Consider the following 14,766-nt stretch of genomic DNA (forward strand, 5'->3'; position numbering starts at 1 on the left):
ATTCTTTTACTTCACATTGCGTGCAATGAGCTGGATAGCCTCTGCCGTGATGGTGTTATATTGCGCATTAGCTTCGGCTTTTAAGAGGTCGTAGTCGATGCTTTCGCGTGTCGTTTGAAGAATATCGGTGAGCGATGTCGCCCCCGTAGCATATTCTTTTTGCATCAGTTCGAGCGTTCTGTTGAGCAAATTCACCTCACTCTCATAAAGCTTCAATTTGCGTTTTATATCGTCAGCCCGCTGTTCAATGCTGAGATATGTGCTTTGAAGTGCATCCAACTGACTTTGATAATTGTAGGCTGCGCTACGTTCCATGAGTTGTGCACTATGGATAGCCGACGTAATCTTTTTGCGATAAATGGGGATTGTGACGCTCACCATGGGCATCACCATGTCTTTTCCGTTCATGTTGGGCATCATTGGCATGTCAACTTTCCCATTGAGCATATATTGAAGTCCCACACCTATCATGGGCATACCTTTTGCTCTGGTTTGCTCTTCCTGTGATTTAAACGCCTTTTGGATAGCCGAATACTGTGCGAGTTTGGGATTGTTTCGTTCAATCTCTATCCAATTAAAGGTGGGCATCTGCCGTAATGGGATGGAATCGGGTAGGGACAAAGCTGCATTTGGCTGCTGATGCAGCATGATGTTGAACTGCTGCTTTTGTAAAGTCAGTTGGGTTTCAAGACTTTCCGTTTGTTCTTTCAATCGCTCCTCTTCTGCATCAAGGCGTAATTGGTCGCTCATTTTCGTGTCACGCCCTGAAGTATAGTTCTTATAAAGATAGATAGCCACCTTCTTTATATCGTTTAAAAGCGCGCGTTTCTGTTTCACAGCTTTCACTTTCTCTTGCGTTGCGAGTATGGAATACCATTGTTTCTCAACGTTGAAAGCTGTTAATAAACTTTTTTCGCGAAACTTCTGGTAGGCCTCTTGCGCTTTATATTCCATTTGTTCGCGACCTGCTTTCAGTGTGCCAAACCATGGAAACATCTGCATAATGGTTATGGTTGCAAGCTGTTTTCCATTGACATGGTGTATCGCTTGTGGGAAAAGGCCGACACTTAGCTGTGGATCGCTCAAGATACCCGCACCTTGCGCATTGGCCATTTGCGCCTGATAGGCCTGATATTCACTCTTCAGACCGGGATTGTTGCGTATTGCTTCGGCAATATACACGGCCAAACTATCTTCTTTATGGTCTTTTCCTGTCGCATAAGCACTGCCATAGCTGGCGAATAGTCCTATGCATAGGAAATATAAAATCTTATTCTTCATTGTCATTTTCGTTTTCAATTTTTCTTCTTTTGTTCACGTTTCAAGGCCGATTCACGCCACCAGCATTGGAAAACCGGCACAACAAACATCGTCATGGTCTGTATTAACATGCCGCCAAAGGTAGGAATGCTCATCGGAACCATGATGTCTGAACCCTTTCCTGTGGATGAAAGCACGGGCAATAGTGCGATGAGTGTTGTCGCAGTGGTCATTGCTGCTGGGCGAACGCGCTTCATTCCGGCTTCAACAACAGCCTCGCGAATCTCTAAAGGACTATGGGGTTGTCGTTTTAAGAACACCTGATGGATGTAGGTTCCCATCAAAACACCATCGTCTGTAGCGACGCCAAAGAGTGCGATAAAGCCTACCCAAACGGCAACACTGAGGTTGATTTGCCCCATACCAAAGAGGGTTCGCATATTCACTCCCGCGATATTGAAGTTTAAAAACCAGTCTTGTCCGTAGAGCCAAATCAGGATAAAGCCGCCCGCAAAAGCTACAAAAACGCCCGAAAAGTGTATCATTGAGGCCGTGACGCTTTTAAATTGGAAGAAAAGGACCAAGAAAATCAGAATCAACGCAATAGGAATGACTACCTGAAGGCGTTCTGCAGCATGAATCTGTTGCTCGTAAGTGCCCGTAAATTTATACGTGACGCCCTTAGAAAGTTTAATCTTTCCATGAGCTACAAGCTCGTCAATGTGTTTTTGAGCCGCATGAACAACATCCACTTCTGCCTTATTTCCCACCTTATCAAACGTGACATAACCCACTAAAAACGTGTTTTCACTCTGAATCATCGTCGCGCCTTTGACGAAATGAAAGGTTGCCAATTCGCCCAAAGGAATTTGCGTTCCGTCGGCTGTTGGGACGAGTATTCCGTTTAATACATCGGGGTCGTCTCGCAATTCACGTGCATAACGCACACGGATAGGAAAACGTTCGCGCCCCTCAACGGTGCTTCCTTCTGCCATTCCACCGATAGCTGTCTCGATAACACTTTGCACAGTCCCAACTTGAATGCCATAACGTCCGAGTTTTTCTCTGTCGAGATGAATCTCAATATAAGGTGCTCCTTCAGCACGATCATAATATACAGAGGATGAGTTGATGTCGGGTATCGCTTTCAAAGCCTTCTCCATTTGCAAGCCTGCCTGCTCAATCGAAGCCAAATCGGGACCATATATCTTTAATCCCATAGGGGCTTTCATCCCCGTTGACAGCATCACTTGCCGGGTTGCAATGGGTTGTAGTTTCGGACTTCCCGTCAATCCCGGGAGATTAGCGGCCTTCACAATCTCTTTCCAAATGTCATCTTCGTTTTTAATCTCGTCTCTCCACAGACGTATATAGTCGCCATTCTTGTCGCGAATGCGTTTACCATCATCGTCCAATTCGTATTCGGGTTTGTAGTTGATGGTTATCTCATACATTTGAATGGGTGCCGGGTCGAGAGCACTTTCCACACGTCCCCATTTGCCAACAACCGATTCTACTTCGGGAATGGCTTTTATGCGCTGGTCCAAAATCTTGCAATTCTGTATGTTTTCTTCAACACCACTGTGGGGCATACTTGTGGGCATGAGCATGAAAGTGCCTTCGTCTAAGGTGGGCATAAACTCACTTCCCGTCTTTGTCCAAATCATTCCGCCGGCAATCAGGGTCAATATGGGGATAGACATAAACTTCCATCGGTGGTTTAAACACCAGCGAAGGATTTGCTCATACTTGAGCACCAGAAGCCAAAGGATAGATAGGATGGCCCCCACCGTAACGATAACGAACAGTAAATTGAGCAACATTCCATTCTGAGGACCTAAAGGAAGCCACATACTTGAAAGCTCATAGGTAGCTAAAAGCACCACAATGGCAATAATCAGCATGTTGGTGCTGACCGTCCAATGCATGATTTTGAAAGTGCGGGGCACACGTTTTTTGAAGACTTTCAATGCCCATCGTTTTGGAATTCTTAGTGAGAAAATCCAGTAAGCTAACGTCGGGAGGATTAAAATGCCTAAAAGCAGGGCCGATAATAGGGCAAAAGTCTTTGTAAAAGCTAACGGATGAAACATCTTTCCCTCTTGTGCCTGCATGGCAAATACAGGTAGAAAGCTGATAATCGTAGTGCCCATGCCCGTCATAACCGCTCCTGAAACCTCATGAACGGCATTCAAAATCAATGCTTCTAATTGCTTACCGCGGGCATGGGGAGCAGTGCTCAGATGACGAACCACATTTTCCATGAACACAACTCCTACGTCAACCATCACACCAATGGCTATAGCGATACCACTAAGTGCCACGATATTGGCCTCAATCCCTAAGAGTTTCATGACGATAAACGTGGTTAATACCGCCAAAGGCAGCATAGTTGCAATCACGAAAGAGGCGCGCAGGTTGAGCACCAGGATAAGAACAACAATGATACAGATGAGGATTTCGTGCATCAGTGAGCTCTCAAGTGTGCCAATCGTCTCTTTAATCAATCTGGTACGGTCGTAAAAAGGCACGACGGTAACGCGCGATGTAGAACCATCTTTCAACGTTTTTTCAGGCATGCCTCCTTGCATTTCGGCAATCTTTGCTTTCACATTGTTGATAACTTCCATGGGATTGCTGCCGTTACGTGCCACGACAACGCCGCCCACAGCCTCTTGCCCTTCCTTGTCAAGTCCGCCACGTCTGTCACCAGGGCCAAACGAAACCTTAGCCACATCCTTAACTCTCACGGCCACACCATGGCGATCTGTGATGGCAGCTTCTTCCAAATCTTTCAGCTTTTTGACGTAGCCGAGGCCACGAATCAAATATTCTGCGCGGTTCACTTCCATTGTTCCCGCGCCTACATCGATATTCGAATTCTTCACAGCCAACATGACTTGTACGAGATTCAGGCCGTAAGCACGCATGGCTTCGGGATTAAGATCAACCTGATATTCTTTCACATAGCCACCTACTGAGGCTACTTCGCTGACCCCTTCGGCCGAACTTAATTGGTATCTTACATAGTAGTCTTGAATGGTTCTCAATTCCTGAGGATCCCAACCGCCGGCAGGTTTCCCCGTTTTGGGGTTTCGTCCTTCGAGCGTATACCAATAAATTTGGCCTAATGCCGTGGCATCTGGCCCGAGTGTTGGTTTCACTCCTTCGGGCAATAAACCGGCAGGAAGCGAGTTAAGTTTTTCCAAAATGCGTGACCGGCTCCAATAAAAGTCGACATCATCATTAAAGATAATATAGATAAACGACATGCCGAACATCGACGATGACCGAATGGTCTTGACGCCGGGAATTCCTAACAATGCCGTTGTTAGGGGGTATGTGACTTGCTCTTGAATGTCTTTAGGCGAGCGTCCCATCCAATCTGTTGCGATAATCTGTTGGTTATCACCGATGTCAGGGATAGCATCTACAGCCACAGGATTGCGTGGAATGAGACCGCTATGCCAGTTAAAGGGGACGGTAGACAGCCCACCTATTATAATCAATATCAACACAAGTGCCGTGATTAAACGGTTGTGAAGAAAGTATCCAATAATTTTGTGCATTGAATGTACTTGTTATTTAACGACCTCACCCGTGCTAAAGCCTCATCAAAAGAAAAGCATCGCCCAATCGTATCTGCACGATCTGTCTCTTTTCTTGCGAAAATCAAACTTTCGGTTCGGTCAAATTATACCATAGATAAATGTTGAAACGAAATCCGTTTCATCGTAGGAGGAGCCCGAAGTCCGCTATACGGAAGGTAAAGGCAGCCCAAGTAGGAGTTAACATACGCATAAGCGTTGCCGTTGCTGCCCTCCTCTGCAGGTATAAAATTAAATAATAAGTAATCAAAGTTGATGGTTACGCCATGAAACCAATCGTTGGCCAGGAGCAAAGGATGCACCTGTGGCGTGCTGCTTTGCATGAATTGCTGGTGCAGCTGGTAATGATGCGCAACATGCTTACACATTGGACAGCCTGTGTTCTCATTGCAAGAATCAGCCATTTTCTGTCCGGCTTCGGTCTTAAAATGAATGCCATTCACGGTCATGCCTACCAATTCACTATCGCAATAGTGAATATTCACGTTTACTCCCGACACACTTACCAGGAAAAACAGCAGCATTATGATGGATAGCATGCGCTTCATTGGCCTGCAAAATTAGGCATTTTGCACGGTAAAAGCAGTACCATATTCTTTTTTTTGTTTCTTTTAACGGAAGCGAATAGCGCTTAGAGGAGGAGTATGATTATGATTATGAGAAACAGACTATGCCAGCTCGGGGTAAAAGAACCCACCCAATAGTTCTACAGCGTCGGGCGACAGCTCCTTTTTACATTCTTTATCATCCGAACCCTCGGAAAACAGTTTAAGCTTTTTTTTTCTTCCATCCGAGGCCTCGGATAGTATTTCCTGTTAATTAATTTCACATCCGAGACCTCGGATAGTATTTTCCGTTAATTAATTTCACATCTGAAGCCTCGGATAACTGTTCTTTGTCCATTTAGCTTCCATCCGAGCCGTCGGACGAGCTTTCTTTTTTGTTTTCCATTAATCCGATACTTCAGAGACGCAGTTTTTCCTGTTTTTTCTCCATGGGGCTGATATCGAACTCACATAGGGTAGAGCGCAGCACGAACTTCCTCATCATGTAAAAGCGCAAGTTATGCCGTCGGCCAAGACCATGTGGAAGCTACTCATGCCCTGCATGCGAGAGCATCGCAAGACAACGGAAGCGAATTTGTCGAGCGATTGCACGCAGGTTACATAGGATAGCTTCAGGCTAAAATCAACAGAAGACCAAGGGGAAAGTTGAACTTCGCAATATCGAGGCTGGAGTTTTGCAAGTATTATTCAGAATGTTGCACCTGATGGGGGGAGTTTTGTCTGCCTTTATTTACAGTCGAATTGCTTAAATTCTCCAAAAAAACATCTATAATTCAGCTATTTTGCTTATCTTTGCGGCCATTAAAAAGTTGCATGATAATAATAGATATTTATGGCTAAGAAATTTGCCGAACATGACGGTCTTAATCTGGTCAAGACAAATCAAGAGGTGTTGGCCGAGTGGGAGAAGAACGATATTTTCCACAAGTCAATCGATGAGCGCGAAGGTTGTCCACAGTTTATTTTCTTCGAGGGACCTCCTTCGGCTAATGGTCATCCGGGTATTCATCATGTGCTGGCCCGCGCTATCAAGGATACATTCAACCGTTATAAGACAATGAAAGGCTATCAGGTTCACCGTAAGGCGGGCTGGGATACCCATGGACTTCCTGTTGAGTTGGGCGTAGAGAAAGAACTCGGTATTACGAAGAAAGATATTGACAATAAGGCTTCACAGAAGTATATTTCGACAGAAGACTATAATAAGAAATGTCGTGAAAACGTGATGATGTTCACTGCTGAATGGCGTGAACTTACAGAGAAAATGGGATATTTCGTTGACCTCGATCATCCTTATATCACCTATGACAATAAATATATCGAGACCCTTTGGTGGCTTTTGAAACAACTCTACAACAAGGGTCTGCTCTATAAAGGTTATACCATTCAGCCTTATTCTCCAGCTGCCGGTACGGGGTTGTCGAGCCATGAGCTGAATCAGCCAGGATGTTATCGTGATGTGAAAGACACTACGGTTACGGCTCAGTTCCTCATCAAAGACCCCAAGGCCGAATGGACAAAGCATGGTAAGCCTTATTTCATTGCGTGGACCACTACGCCTTGGACACTTCCTTCAAACGTGGCACTCTGTGTTGGCCCAAAGATTGACTATGTGGCTGTGGAGACTTATAATCTCTACGATGGTCAGCCTGTTACCTTAATCATGGCAGAGAGTCGTGTCAGTGCCTATCTCAACCCAGAGCAGGAAGTGAAGGAGGGCGAACTTGGCGCTTTTGACAAGGAGAATAAAAAATGTCCCTGGCGTATTGTAGACCGCGTGAAAGGCTCTGCCTTAGAAGGACTTCATTATGGCCAGCTCATGCCTTGGGTAAAGCCTTGTGAGAAGGTGGATGACTTTTCACCAGCGTTTGTGAAAGCCTATGCCGAGGTACATACTGATAAAGTGTTTACAAGCGAAGGCGGTCGTGACACGTTTGTTGAAATGGACAGCGAGGCATTCCGTGTTATCTTGGGTGACTATGTGACCACTGAAGACGGTACAGGTATCGTGCACATTGCGCCCACCTTTGGTGCTGATGACGCTAAAGTGGCTAAAGACGCAAATATTCCAGCCCTTTATTTGATTAACCAGCAGGGTGAGACTCGCCCAATGGTTGATTTACAGGGCAAATATTATGGTTTGGAAGACCTCGACAAGAACTTCATAAAGGCTTGCGTAGACAAGGAAGCCTATGGGCATCATGCCGGTGACTATGTGAAGAATTCATACGACCCGAAATATAATCCTGACGGAGTTTGGGACAAGAAAGCCAGTGAAAAGGATGAAGACCTGAACATCGTGCTCTGTATGGAGATGAAGCAGGAGGGCACAGCTTTCAAGATTGAAAAGCATGTGCACAACTATCCGCATTGCTGGCGTACAGATAAGCCTGTGCTTTATTATCCGCTTGATAGCTGGTTTATTAAGGACACGGCAAAGAAAGAGCGTATGGTGGAACTCAACAACACTATTCGTTGGCAACCAGAAAGTACGGGTACGGGGCGTTTCGGCAATTGGTTGGAGAACCTGAACGACTGGAACCTCTCGCGTTCACGCTTCTGGGGAACACCTCTTCCTATTTGGCGGGATGATAAGCGTAATGAAAAGTGTATCGGAAGCCTGGAAGAACTCTATGCAGAAGTAGAGAAGAGTGTGGCCGCCGGTGTAATGAAGAACAATCCGCTGAAGGACAAAGGCTTTGTTCCTGGAGACTATTCAAAAGAAAATTATGATAAAGTCGACCTGCACCGTCCATACGTAGATGATATCGTTCTGGTCAACGAGGCAGGCGAACCTATGAAGCGCGAGAGCGATTTGATTGACGTTTGGTTTGACTCGGGCTCCATGCCTTATGCTCAACAGCACTATCCGTTTGAGGGTGAGATTGCCTCCGAAGGACTGAAAGCTACAGGCAAGAGCGAAGACGAATATCGTCGAGAGCTTGTCACTTCTATCTATAAGGGCATCCCTGTGCCTCCGGCTTACTATCCTGCCGACTTCATTAATGAGGGAGTAGACCAGACGCGCGGTTGGTTCTTCACCCTGCATGCCATTTCCACAATGGTGTTTGATCATGTGGCTTTCAAGAATGTCATTTCTACAGGTCTTGTGCTCGATGCCAAGGGCAACAAGATGAGCAAGCATGTGGGCAATGTGACCAATCCGTTTGAAATGATTGACAAGTATGGGGCCGACCCTGTACGCTTCTATATGATGACAAACTCCGAGCCTTGGGACAACTTGAAGTTCGACCCGAACGGAGTAGACGAGACACGCCGTAAGTTGTTCGGAACATTATATAATACGTATAGTTTCTTTGCACTCTATGCCAATGTCGACGGCTTCAATGCAGAGGCAGAGCAGGTGGCACTTGAAAAGCGTCCGGAGATTGACCGTTGGATAATTTCCAAAGCCAACTCTCTGATAAAGGGTGTTGAGCGCGAATTGGAAAACTTTGACCCCACACGTGCCGGTCGATTGATAGATGCCTTTGTCAATGATGACTTGAGCAACTGGTATGTGCGTTTGAACCGTAAACGTTTCTGGGGCACAGAGATGAGCGAAGACAAGCTTTCGGCCTATCAGACGCTCTACACCTGTCTGATGACAGTGGCGAAACTCCTGGCTCCGTTTGCCCCGTTCTATGCCGATGAACTCTATCATGACTTGGGAGGCAAACTGGAAAGCGTGCATCTCGACCATTTCCCAGTGGCCAACGAGCAGGCTATTGATGCCGACCTCGAAATCCGAATGGGTATGGCACAGAAGATAACTTCAATGACCCTTGCCTTGCGTCGTAAGGTAAACATCAAGGTGCGTCAGCCATTGGCTCAGATTATGATTCCTGCCATTGATGTTGAACAGAAACAGCACATTGAAGCCGTGGCCGACCTCATCAAGAACGAAGTCAACGTGAAGGAACTTCTGTTTGTCGAGGGGCAGGGCATGCTGGTGAAGAAGATTAAGTGTAATTTCCGAGTTATGGGCAAGAAGTTTGGCAAACTGATGAAGTCGGTGGCAGCCCACATGGATGCGCTCACCCAAGACGAAATTGCCTTACTCGAAACTTCGGGAAGCATCAGCTTTGAGGTTGAAGGCCAGGCCGTGACTGTCGAGGCATGTGATGTCGACATCATCAGCGAGGATATTCCAGGCTGGTTGGTGAGCAATGAGGGCAATCTGACCGTGGCACTCGAGGTAGAGTTGACCGAAGAGTTGAAACGTGAGGGCATGGCACGCGAACTGATTAACCGTATTCAGAATCTGCGTAAGGAAACGGGACTTGAGATTACCGACCGCATCCTTGTTACCGTGGCTCCGAATGTACAGACCGATGCCGCTATTGAATCGTTCGGCGAGATGATTAAGAGTCAGGTGCTTGCCAACGACATCAAGATAGCCGACAATCAGGGGGCAGAGGTTGAATTTGATGACTTCAAACTCAATATCCTTGTAGAGAAAGATTAAAAAGAGACTACCGTGTGGCAGTTGGAACATCCCTCTGCCACCGGCTCTTTCCTTTTATATATAAATTCAAAAATTTAATATCCTATGAACAAGAAAGCACGTTATTCAGATGAGGAATTGGAAGAGTTCCGTTCTATCATCAATGACAAATTGAAAGTAGCTCGTACGGAATACACAGCGCTGATGGATCAGTTGATGAATAAAGACGGCAATGGGGTTGACGACACTTCACCAACCTATAACAAGGTGCTTGATGAAGGGAATGCCAACCAGAGCAAGGAAGAAATGATTCAGATGTCACAGCGCCAGCAGAAATTCATCAGAGCTTTAGAGGGCGCATTGCTCAGAATTGAGAACAAAACCTATGGGATTGACCGCATGACAGGCGAATTGATTCCAAAGGAACGCCTCCGCATCGTGCCTCATGCCACATTGAGCGTGGCATCGAAGAACGCAAGAAAGAAATGAAAAAAAACAAAATTCTATCCGATGGTGTCCTGGCCTTTATCCTGATAGCTGCCATTCTTCTTATAGATCAGTTCATCAAGATTGAGGTCAAGACACATTTTTGTCTTGGTGAGTCTATCCATATCACCGATTGGTTCTATATCAGTTTTGTTGAAAACAATGGCATGGCCTACGGCATGACCTTTTTCAACAAACTGGTGCTCAGCCTTTTCCGCCTCGTGGCAATCACGGCAATAGGCTGGTATCTTCGGCAGGTGCTCAGGCAGAAGCACACGACGGGATATATTGTCGTACTGTCGATGATTCTTGCCGGTGCGGTGGGAAACATTCTCGACTCCATGTTCTATGGACTCATCTTCGAGGCCTCTACTCCGTTCAGTGTGGCTGGCTTCGTGCCCTTTGGAACAGGCTATGCCCCTTTCCTGCAAGGCAAGGTGGTCGACATGTTCTATTTCCCGATGATTGTAACCACTTATCCGTCATGGGTTCCGTTCAAGGGAGGAGATGAATTTATCTTCTTCTCGCCAGTGTTCAACTTTGCCGATGCCTGCATTTCAGTAGGTATTGTTGCACTTTTCCTGTTCTATCGAAATGAGGTTGAACACCTTTCAGAAACGGTGAAGGGAGCGTTTAGAAAGAAATAAAAAGATGCTGATGAAGCAAGCAATATTGAAAACCGTGATGTGTGTGGGCTTCCTGATGCTTATTGCAGGTTGTAAGCCCACTGTGCCTTCCCACTATATCCAGCCTGGAGAGCTGGAAGATATTCTTTATGATTATCATCTGGCTGACGCCATGGCTTCGGCCTTGGGCAACGACTCTGTCAATATGGTGAAATATCATACGGCTGTGCTTCAGAAACATGGTTACACTGAGGCTGACTTTGATTCTTCATTGGTGTATTATCTGCGCCACACCGAGCAGCTGAAAACAATCTATGAAAACCTTGCCAAGCGTTTCAGAGATGAATCCGTGGCACTTGGTGGTTCGGCAGGAGATGCTTTTGCCAACGTAGGTCTTACAGGAGACACGGCCAATGTGTGGCGTGAGGAAACCTCATTGGTGCTCGCTCCGCAGAAGCCTTTCAATCAGCATAGCTTCTCGTTGAAAGCCGACTCTGCTTTCCATAAGGGTGATGTCTTGATGCTTGATTTCAACAGTGATTTCATCTATCAGGACGGTATGCGCGATGGTGTTGTGATGCTTTCCGTGAGGTTCAGCAATGACAGCATAGCTTCACAGACGGTTCATCTTTCGACTGGAGGTCATAGCAGTATTAGGGTGTGCGACGACAAACGGTTAGGCATCAAGGAAGTCAGAGGATTTTTCATGCTGAGCCGAAGTCAGAGTCCTGGAGAGAACACCACGACACTCAAGCTGATGATAGTCAGCGGAATCAGACTCTTCCGCATGCATGCCAGTCAAGAGAAGCCCGTAGTGAAAGCCCAGGCCGACAGCCTCTCGCGCGATTCTTCCCGTCAGAGGCAACCCCTTACGCCTCCCTCTGCCCCCCTGATGCCCGAGGGCGAATTGAGTAGACCCATATCCCGATAAGCCATGAAAGAAAGTGCAGTCCGCCGATTGGCTTTTCATGAAGTCGTCTTCGACGATGGTCGCATTCTGCATCATGCCGTTGTCGAAGTCTGTGGCAATGAGGTGTTGAACAGTTATACGTTCAGCGGTGAGCCTGCCATGACCGAATGGATAGGTGGAAAAGCTTTTGTTGAGAAAGGCAAAATCAGAATGCTTAATGTTTAATGTTGAATGTTTAATGTTGAATGAGGAATGGAATTAATGGATAATTTATAATTCATAATTCATAATTATACATTAAAATACAATTCCACATTTCACATTCCACACTCCACATTTAATATGTAATTTTTTTGAATGTTAACCATTAATATATCAGTATGAACATCAATAAAACTCTTTTTCTGCTTTTGGGCCTCATGCTTTATGCAGTCTCTTCACAGGCTTGCACGAATTTCATTGTAGGCAAGAAAGCCAGTGTCAACGGAAGCGTCATCTGCACTTACAATGCCGACAACTATGGTTCGTTTCTCGGGTTGACCCATTATCCGGCAGCCACGCATGAGAAAGGTGAAATGCGTGCCGTCAATGATTGGGAAACAAGCGTGTATCATGGTTTCATCCCCGAGGCTCCCGTGACCTATAATGTCATTGGCAACATCAACGAATATCAAGTTACCATTGGCGAAACCACCTATGGCGGGCGTGCCGAAATGGTCGACTCCACAGGCATTCTCGACTATGGAAGTCTCATTTACATTGCCCTGCAACGCTCACGCACAGCCCGCGAAGCCATTCGCGTGATGACAACCTTGGTAGAGGCTTATGGCTACAACAGCGAGGGCGAAACTTTCACCATCTGCGACCCTGATGAAGCATGGATTATGGAGATGATGGGCTGTGGCGCGGGAAGCAAGAAAGTCGTGTGGGTGGCCCAGCGCATCCCTGATGACGCTATCTGTGCACATGCCAACCAAAGCCGTATCGGACACTTCAACATGAAAGACAAGAAGAATGTGCTCTATAGCAAGAACGTCTTTTCCTTTGCCCGAAGCAAAGGGTGGTTCAAGGGGCGTGATGATGAATTCAACTGGAAGATGACCTATGCGCGTCCAGACTTCGGAGGACGTCGTTTCTGTGATGCCCGCGTGTGGGCATTCTTCAATCGCTTTGCCGATGGCTTCTCCCGCTATTTGCCTTGGGCCGAGGGACTTGATCCCAACGCTGAAGACATGCCCCTCTGGATAGTGCCCAAGCATAAACTCAGTGTGCAAGACGTGCAGACTGCCATGCGCGACCATTATGAAGGCACACCCCTCGCCACCGACACCCTCGACATCGGAGGCGGCATCTGGCAAATGCCCTACCGTCCTTCCCCCTTGGTGTATAAAGTCGACGGAAAAGCTTATTTCAACGAGCGCCCCGTGAGCACCCAGCAAACCACTTTCTCCTATGTCAGCGAAATGCGTTCATGGCTTCCCCGTGAGATTGGCGGCGTGTTGTGGTTTGGCAATGACGACGGAAACATGATAGCCTACACCCCTGTCTATTGTGGCAACACCGAGCGTCCCGAATGCTATAACACGCCTGGGGCTGATGCCCTTACCTTCTCGATGAAGAATGCCTTCTGGGTGTGCAATTGGGTCAGCAACATGGTCTATCCGCGTTATAGCCAGATGTTCCCAAGTCTGAAAGCCGTGCGCGACAGTCTCGAGCAGAGCTATTTTGCCCAGCAGGCAGAAATAGAGAAAGAAGCCTGCCGGCGCTATGCCACCGACAAGGCGGCAGCCCTGCGCCAGCTCAACGACTATAGCAACCTGCAGGCACAGCGCATGCTTGCGCGTTGGACGCAGCTGGCTTTCCACCTCATCGTGAAATACAACGATATGGTTGTCAGACCCACCGATGAAAACGGTAACTTCCTGCGCACCAAGCGTGGAACTCCTGCCCCTGTCTGTCGTTCAGGATATCCCGAACCCTATGCAAGGAAGATGGAGAAGAAGGCGATCCCCTAACACCCATCCCAAAAGCCTCTCCCCAACCCCCTCCAAAGGAGGGGGAGAATGAAGCCTCTCCCCCTAACCCCTCTCCCAAGGAGAGGGGAGTAAAATGCAAATAGACCTTGCGAACACTTTAGTTCACAAGGTCTATTTTGTTTTATCATGCATTATTCTTCATTGCTCGCAAGCTCGGTCTCCCCTCCTTCGGAGGGGCTGGGGGAGGCTTCCCTTAAAACGGGGAGGGCAACACAGACAAGCAAGTTAATCATAAAATGGATTTTGATTTTGAGTTTGATTAAATGCTGGTAAGTCGTGCGCCCTCCCCTTGAAACCTCCCCCAACCCCTCCGAAGGAGGGGAGCACAAACAGTGTGCAAATTAATTCCTCGCAAGCTCGCAGCTCCCCCTCCTTCGGAGGGGGTTGGGGGGAGGCTCTCCTCCCCTCCCTTCGGGAGGGGCCGGGGGTGGGTGTTAGGGCTTTAATTCCCGTGCTGCCCAATTCCCCCTTCCTCCTTCTTCTTTTCTTTCTTCCGCTTCGGGTTATCCACCTCCACCTGCAACTGCTTCAGTGCGCGGCGGATTGTGTCTTTCCATGTCAGCACCAGCTTGGCGGGCTTCAGGGCAGAGGTTGCCGTCACGTCGATTTCCTTCTCGATTTGTTTCGAGGGCACCACCACGCGTAGCGAGAAGATGTCGCCGAGGTCGAGCCCCACGCCCAGCCGTGCACACTCCATGATCAGGTTGCGCAGCGTGATGAGCACGTTGCGGGCATCGCCCTCGCTGAGCGACGTTTCGCGCACGATGCGTTCGAGCACCATCTCCGGCGTCAGCTTTTGTTGACCCTTGGGCACAGCGATATACACC

The 14,766-nt window shown here is 47.4% G+C and carries 10 protein-coding genes; 6 read left to right on the forward strand and 4 right to left on the reverse strand.

All coding sequences use genetic code 11. The features are described from left to right. Positions 1-6: 6 nt before the first annotated feature. The 3 genes from H164_RS0112005 to H164_RS0112015 all read right to left on the reverse strand — a co-directional run bounded on the left by H164_RS0112005 (position 7) and on the right by H164_RS0112015 (position 5,416). On the reverse strand, positions 7-1,281 hold the full coding sequence (locus H164_RS0112005; protein WP_025830233.1) for a TolC family protein: 1,275 nt from the start codon (positions 1,279-1,281) through the stop codon (positions 7-9). Positions 1,282-1,295: 14 nt separating this feature from the next. Next, positions 1,296-4,829, reverse strand: a complete 3,534-nt coding sequence (locus tag H164_RS0112010; protein ID WP_019968846.1) for an efflux RND transporter permease subunit — start codon at positions 4,827-4,829, stop codon at positions 1,296-1,298. A 125-nt stretch (positions 4,830-4,954) separates the two neighbouring features. Continuing rightward, entirely contained in the window at positions 4,955-5,416 is a 462-nt protein-coding gene (locus tag H164_RS0112015; RefSeq protein ID WP_019968847.1) for an HYC_CC_PP family protein, read from the reverse strand. 850 nt (positions 5,417-6,266) lie between these two features. On the opposite strand from H164_RS0112015, the gene ileS reads away from it, so the two are divergent. From ileS to H164_RS0112045, 6 genes are all read left to right on the forward strand, one after another. After that, the gene (ileS, locus tag H164_RS0112020) at positions 6,267-9,902 is read left to right on the forward strand and encodes an isoleucine--tRNA ligase (protein ID WP_019968848.1); all 3,636 of its coding nucleotides are present in this window, start codon (positions 6,267-6,269) and stop codon (positions 9,900-9,902) included. Positions 9,903-9,986: 84 nt separating this feature from the next. Then, a complete protein-coding gene (locus H164_RS0112025) occupies positions 9,987-10,370 on the forward strand; it encodes a TraR/DksA family transcriptional regulator (RefSeq protein WP_004372613.1) in 384 nt (127 codons plus the stop codon). Continuing rightward, positions 10,367-11,014: a lipoprotein signal peptidase gene (locus H164_RS0112030; RefSeq protein WP_019968849.1), complete on the forward strand. Its 648-nt coding sequence runs from the start codon at positions 10,367-10,369 to the stop codon at positions 11,012-11,014. The genes H164_RS0112025 and H164_RS0112030 overlap by 4 nt, the downstream gene beginning before the upstream one ends. 4 nt (positions 11,015-11,018) lie before the next feature. Beyond that, complete coding sequence (locus H164_RS0112035) at positions 11,019-11,924, forward strand: DUF4296 domain-containing protein (protein ID WP_019968850.1); 906 nt, start codon at positions 11,019-11,021, stop codon at positions 11,922-11,924. 3 nt (positions 11,925-11,927) lie between these two features. Continuing rightward, the gene (locus tag H164_RS0112040) at positions 11,928-12,128 is read left to right on the forward strand and encodes a hypothetical protein (RefSeq protein WP_019968851.1); all 201 of its coding nucleotides are present in this window, start codon (positions 11,928-11,930) and stop codon (positions 12,126-12,128) included. 155 nt (positions 12,129-12,283) lie between these two features. After that, a complete protein-coding gene (locus H164_RS0112045) occupies positions 12,284-13,918 on the forward strand; it encodes a dipeptidase (RefSeq protein ID WP_019968852.1) in 1,635 nt (544 codons plus the stop codon). 463 nt (positions 13,919-14,381) lie between these two features. Here H164_RS0112045 and H164_RS15715 read toward each other — a convergent pair whose 3' ends face one another. Beyond that, positions 14,382-14,765 carry an HU family DNA-binding protein gene (locus H164_RS15715; protein ID WP_051082188.1) on the reverse strand — a complete coding sequence of 128 codons (384 nt, stop codon included), beginning with the start codon at positions 14,763-14,765 and terminating at the stop codon, positions 14,382-14,384. Position 14,766 lies beyond the last annotated feature (1 nt).

This window comes from Segatella maculosa DSM 19339 = JCM 15638 (assembly GCF_000382385.1).
Lineage (GTDB): Bacteria > Bacteroidota > Bacteroidia > Bacteroidales > Bacteroidaceae > Prevotella > Prevotella maculosa.

Coding starts and splice junctions, on each gene's coding strand:
- H164_RS0112030 (WP_019968849.1), top strand. CDS start 10,367: ATGAAAAAAAACAAAATTCTATCCGATGGTGTCCTGGCCTTTATCCTG.
- H164_RS0112005 (WP_025830233.1), bottom strand. CDS start 1,281: ATGAAGAATAAGATTTTATATTTCCTATGCATAGGACTATTCGCCAGC.
- ileS (WP_019968848.1), top strand. CDS start 6,267: ATGGCTAAGAAATTTGCCGAACATGACGGTCTTAATCTGGTCAAGACA.
- H164_RS0112040 (WP_019968851.1), top strand. CDS start 11,928: ATGAAAGAAAGTGCAGTCCGCCGATTGGCTTTTCATGAAGTCGTCTTC.
- H164_RS0112025 (WP_004372613.1), top strand. CDS start 9,987: ATGAACAAGAAAGCACGTTATTCAGATGAGGAATTGGAAGAGTTCCGT.
- H164_RS0112035 (WP_019968850.1), top strand. CDS start 11,019: ATGCTGATGAAGCAAGCAATATTGAAAACCGTGATGTGTGTGGGCTTC.
- H164_RS0112045 (WP_019968852.1), top strand. CDS start 12,284: ATGAACATCAATAAAACTCTTTTTCTGCTTTTGGGCCTCATGCTTTAT.
- H164_RS0112015 (WP_019968847.1), bottom strand. CDS start 5,416: ATGAAGCGCATGCTATCCATCATAATGCTGCTGTTTTTCCTGGTAAGT.
- H164_RS0112010 (WP_019968846.1), bottom strand. CDS start 4,829: ATGCACAAAATTATTGGATACTTTCTTCACAACCGTTTAATCACGGCA.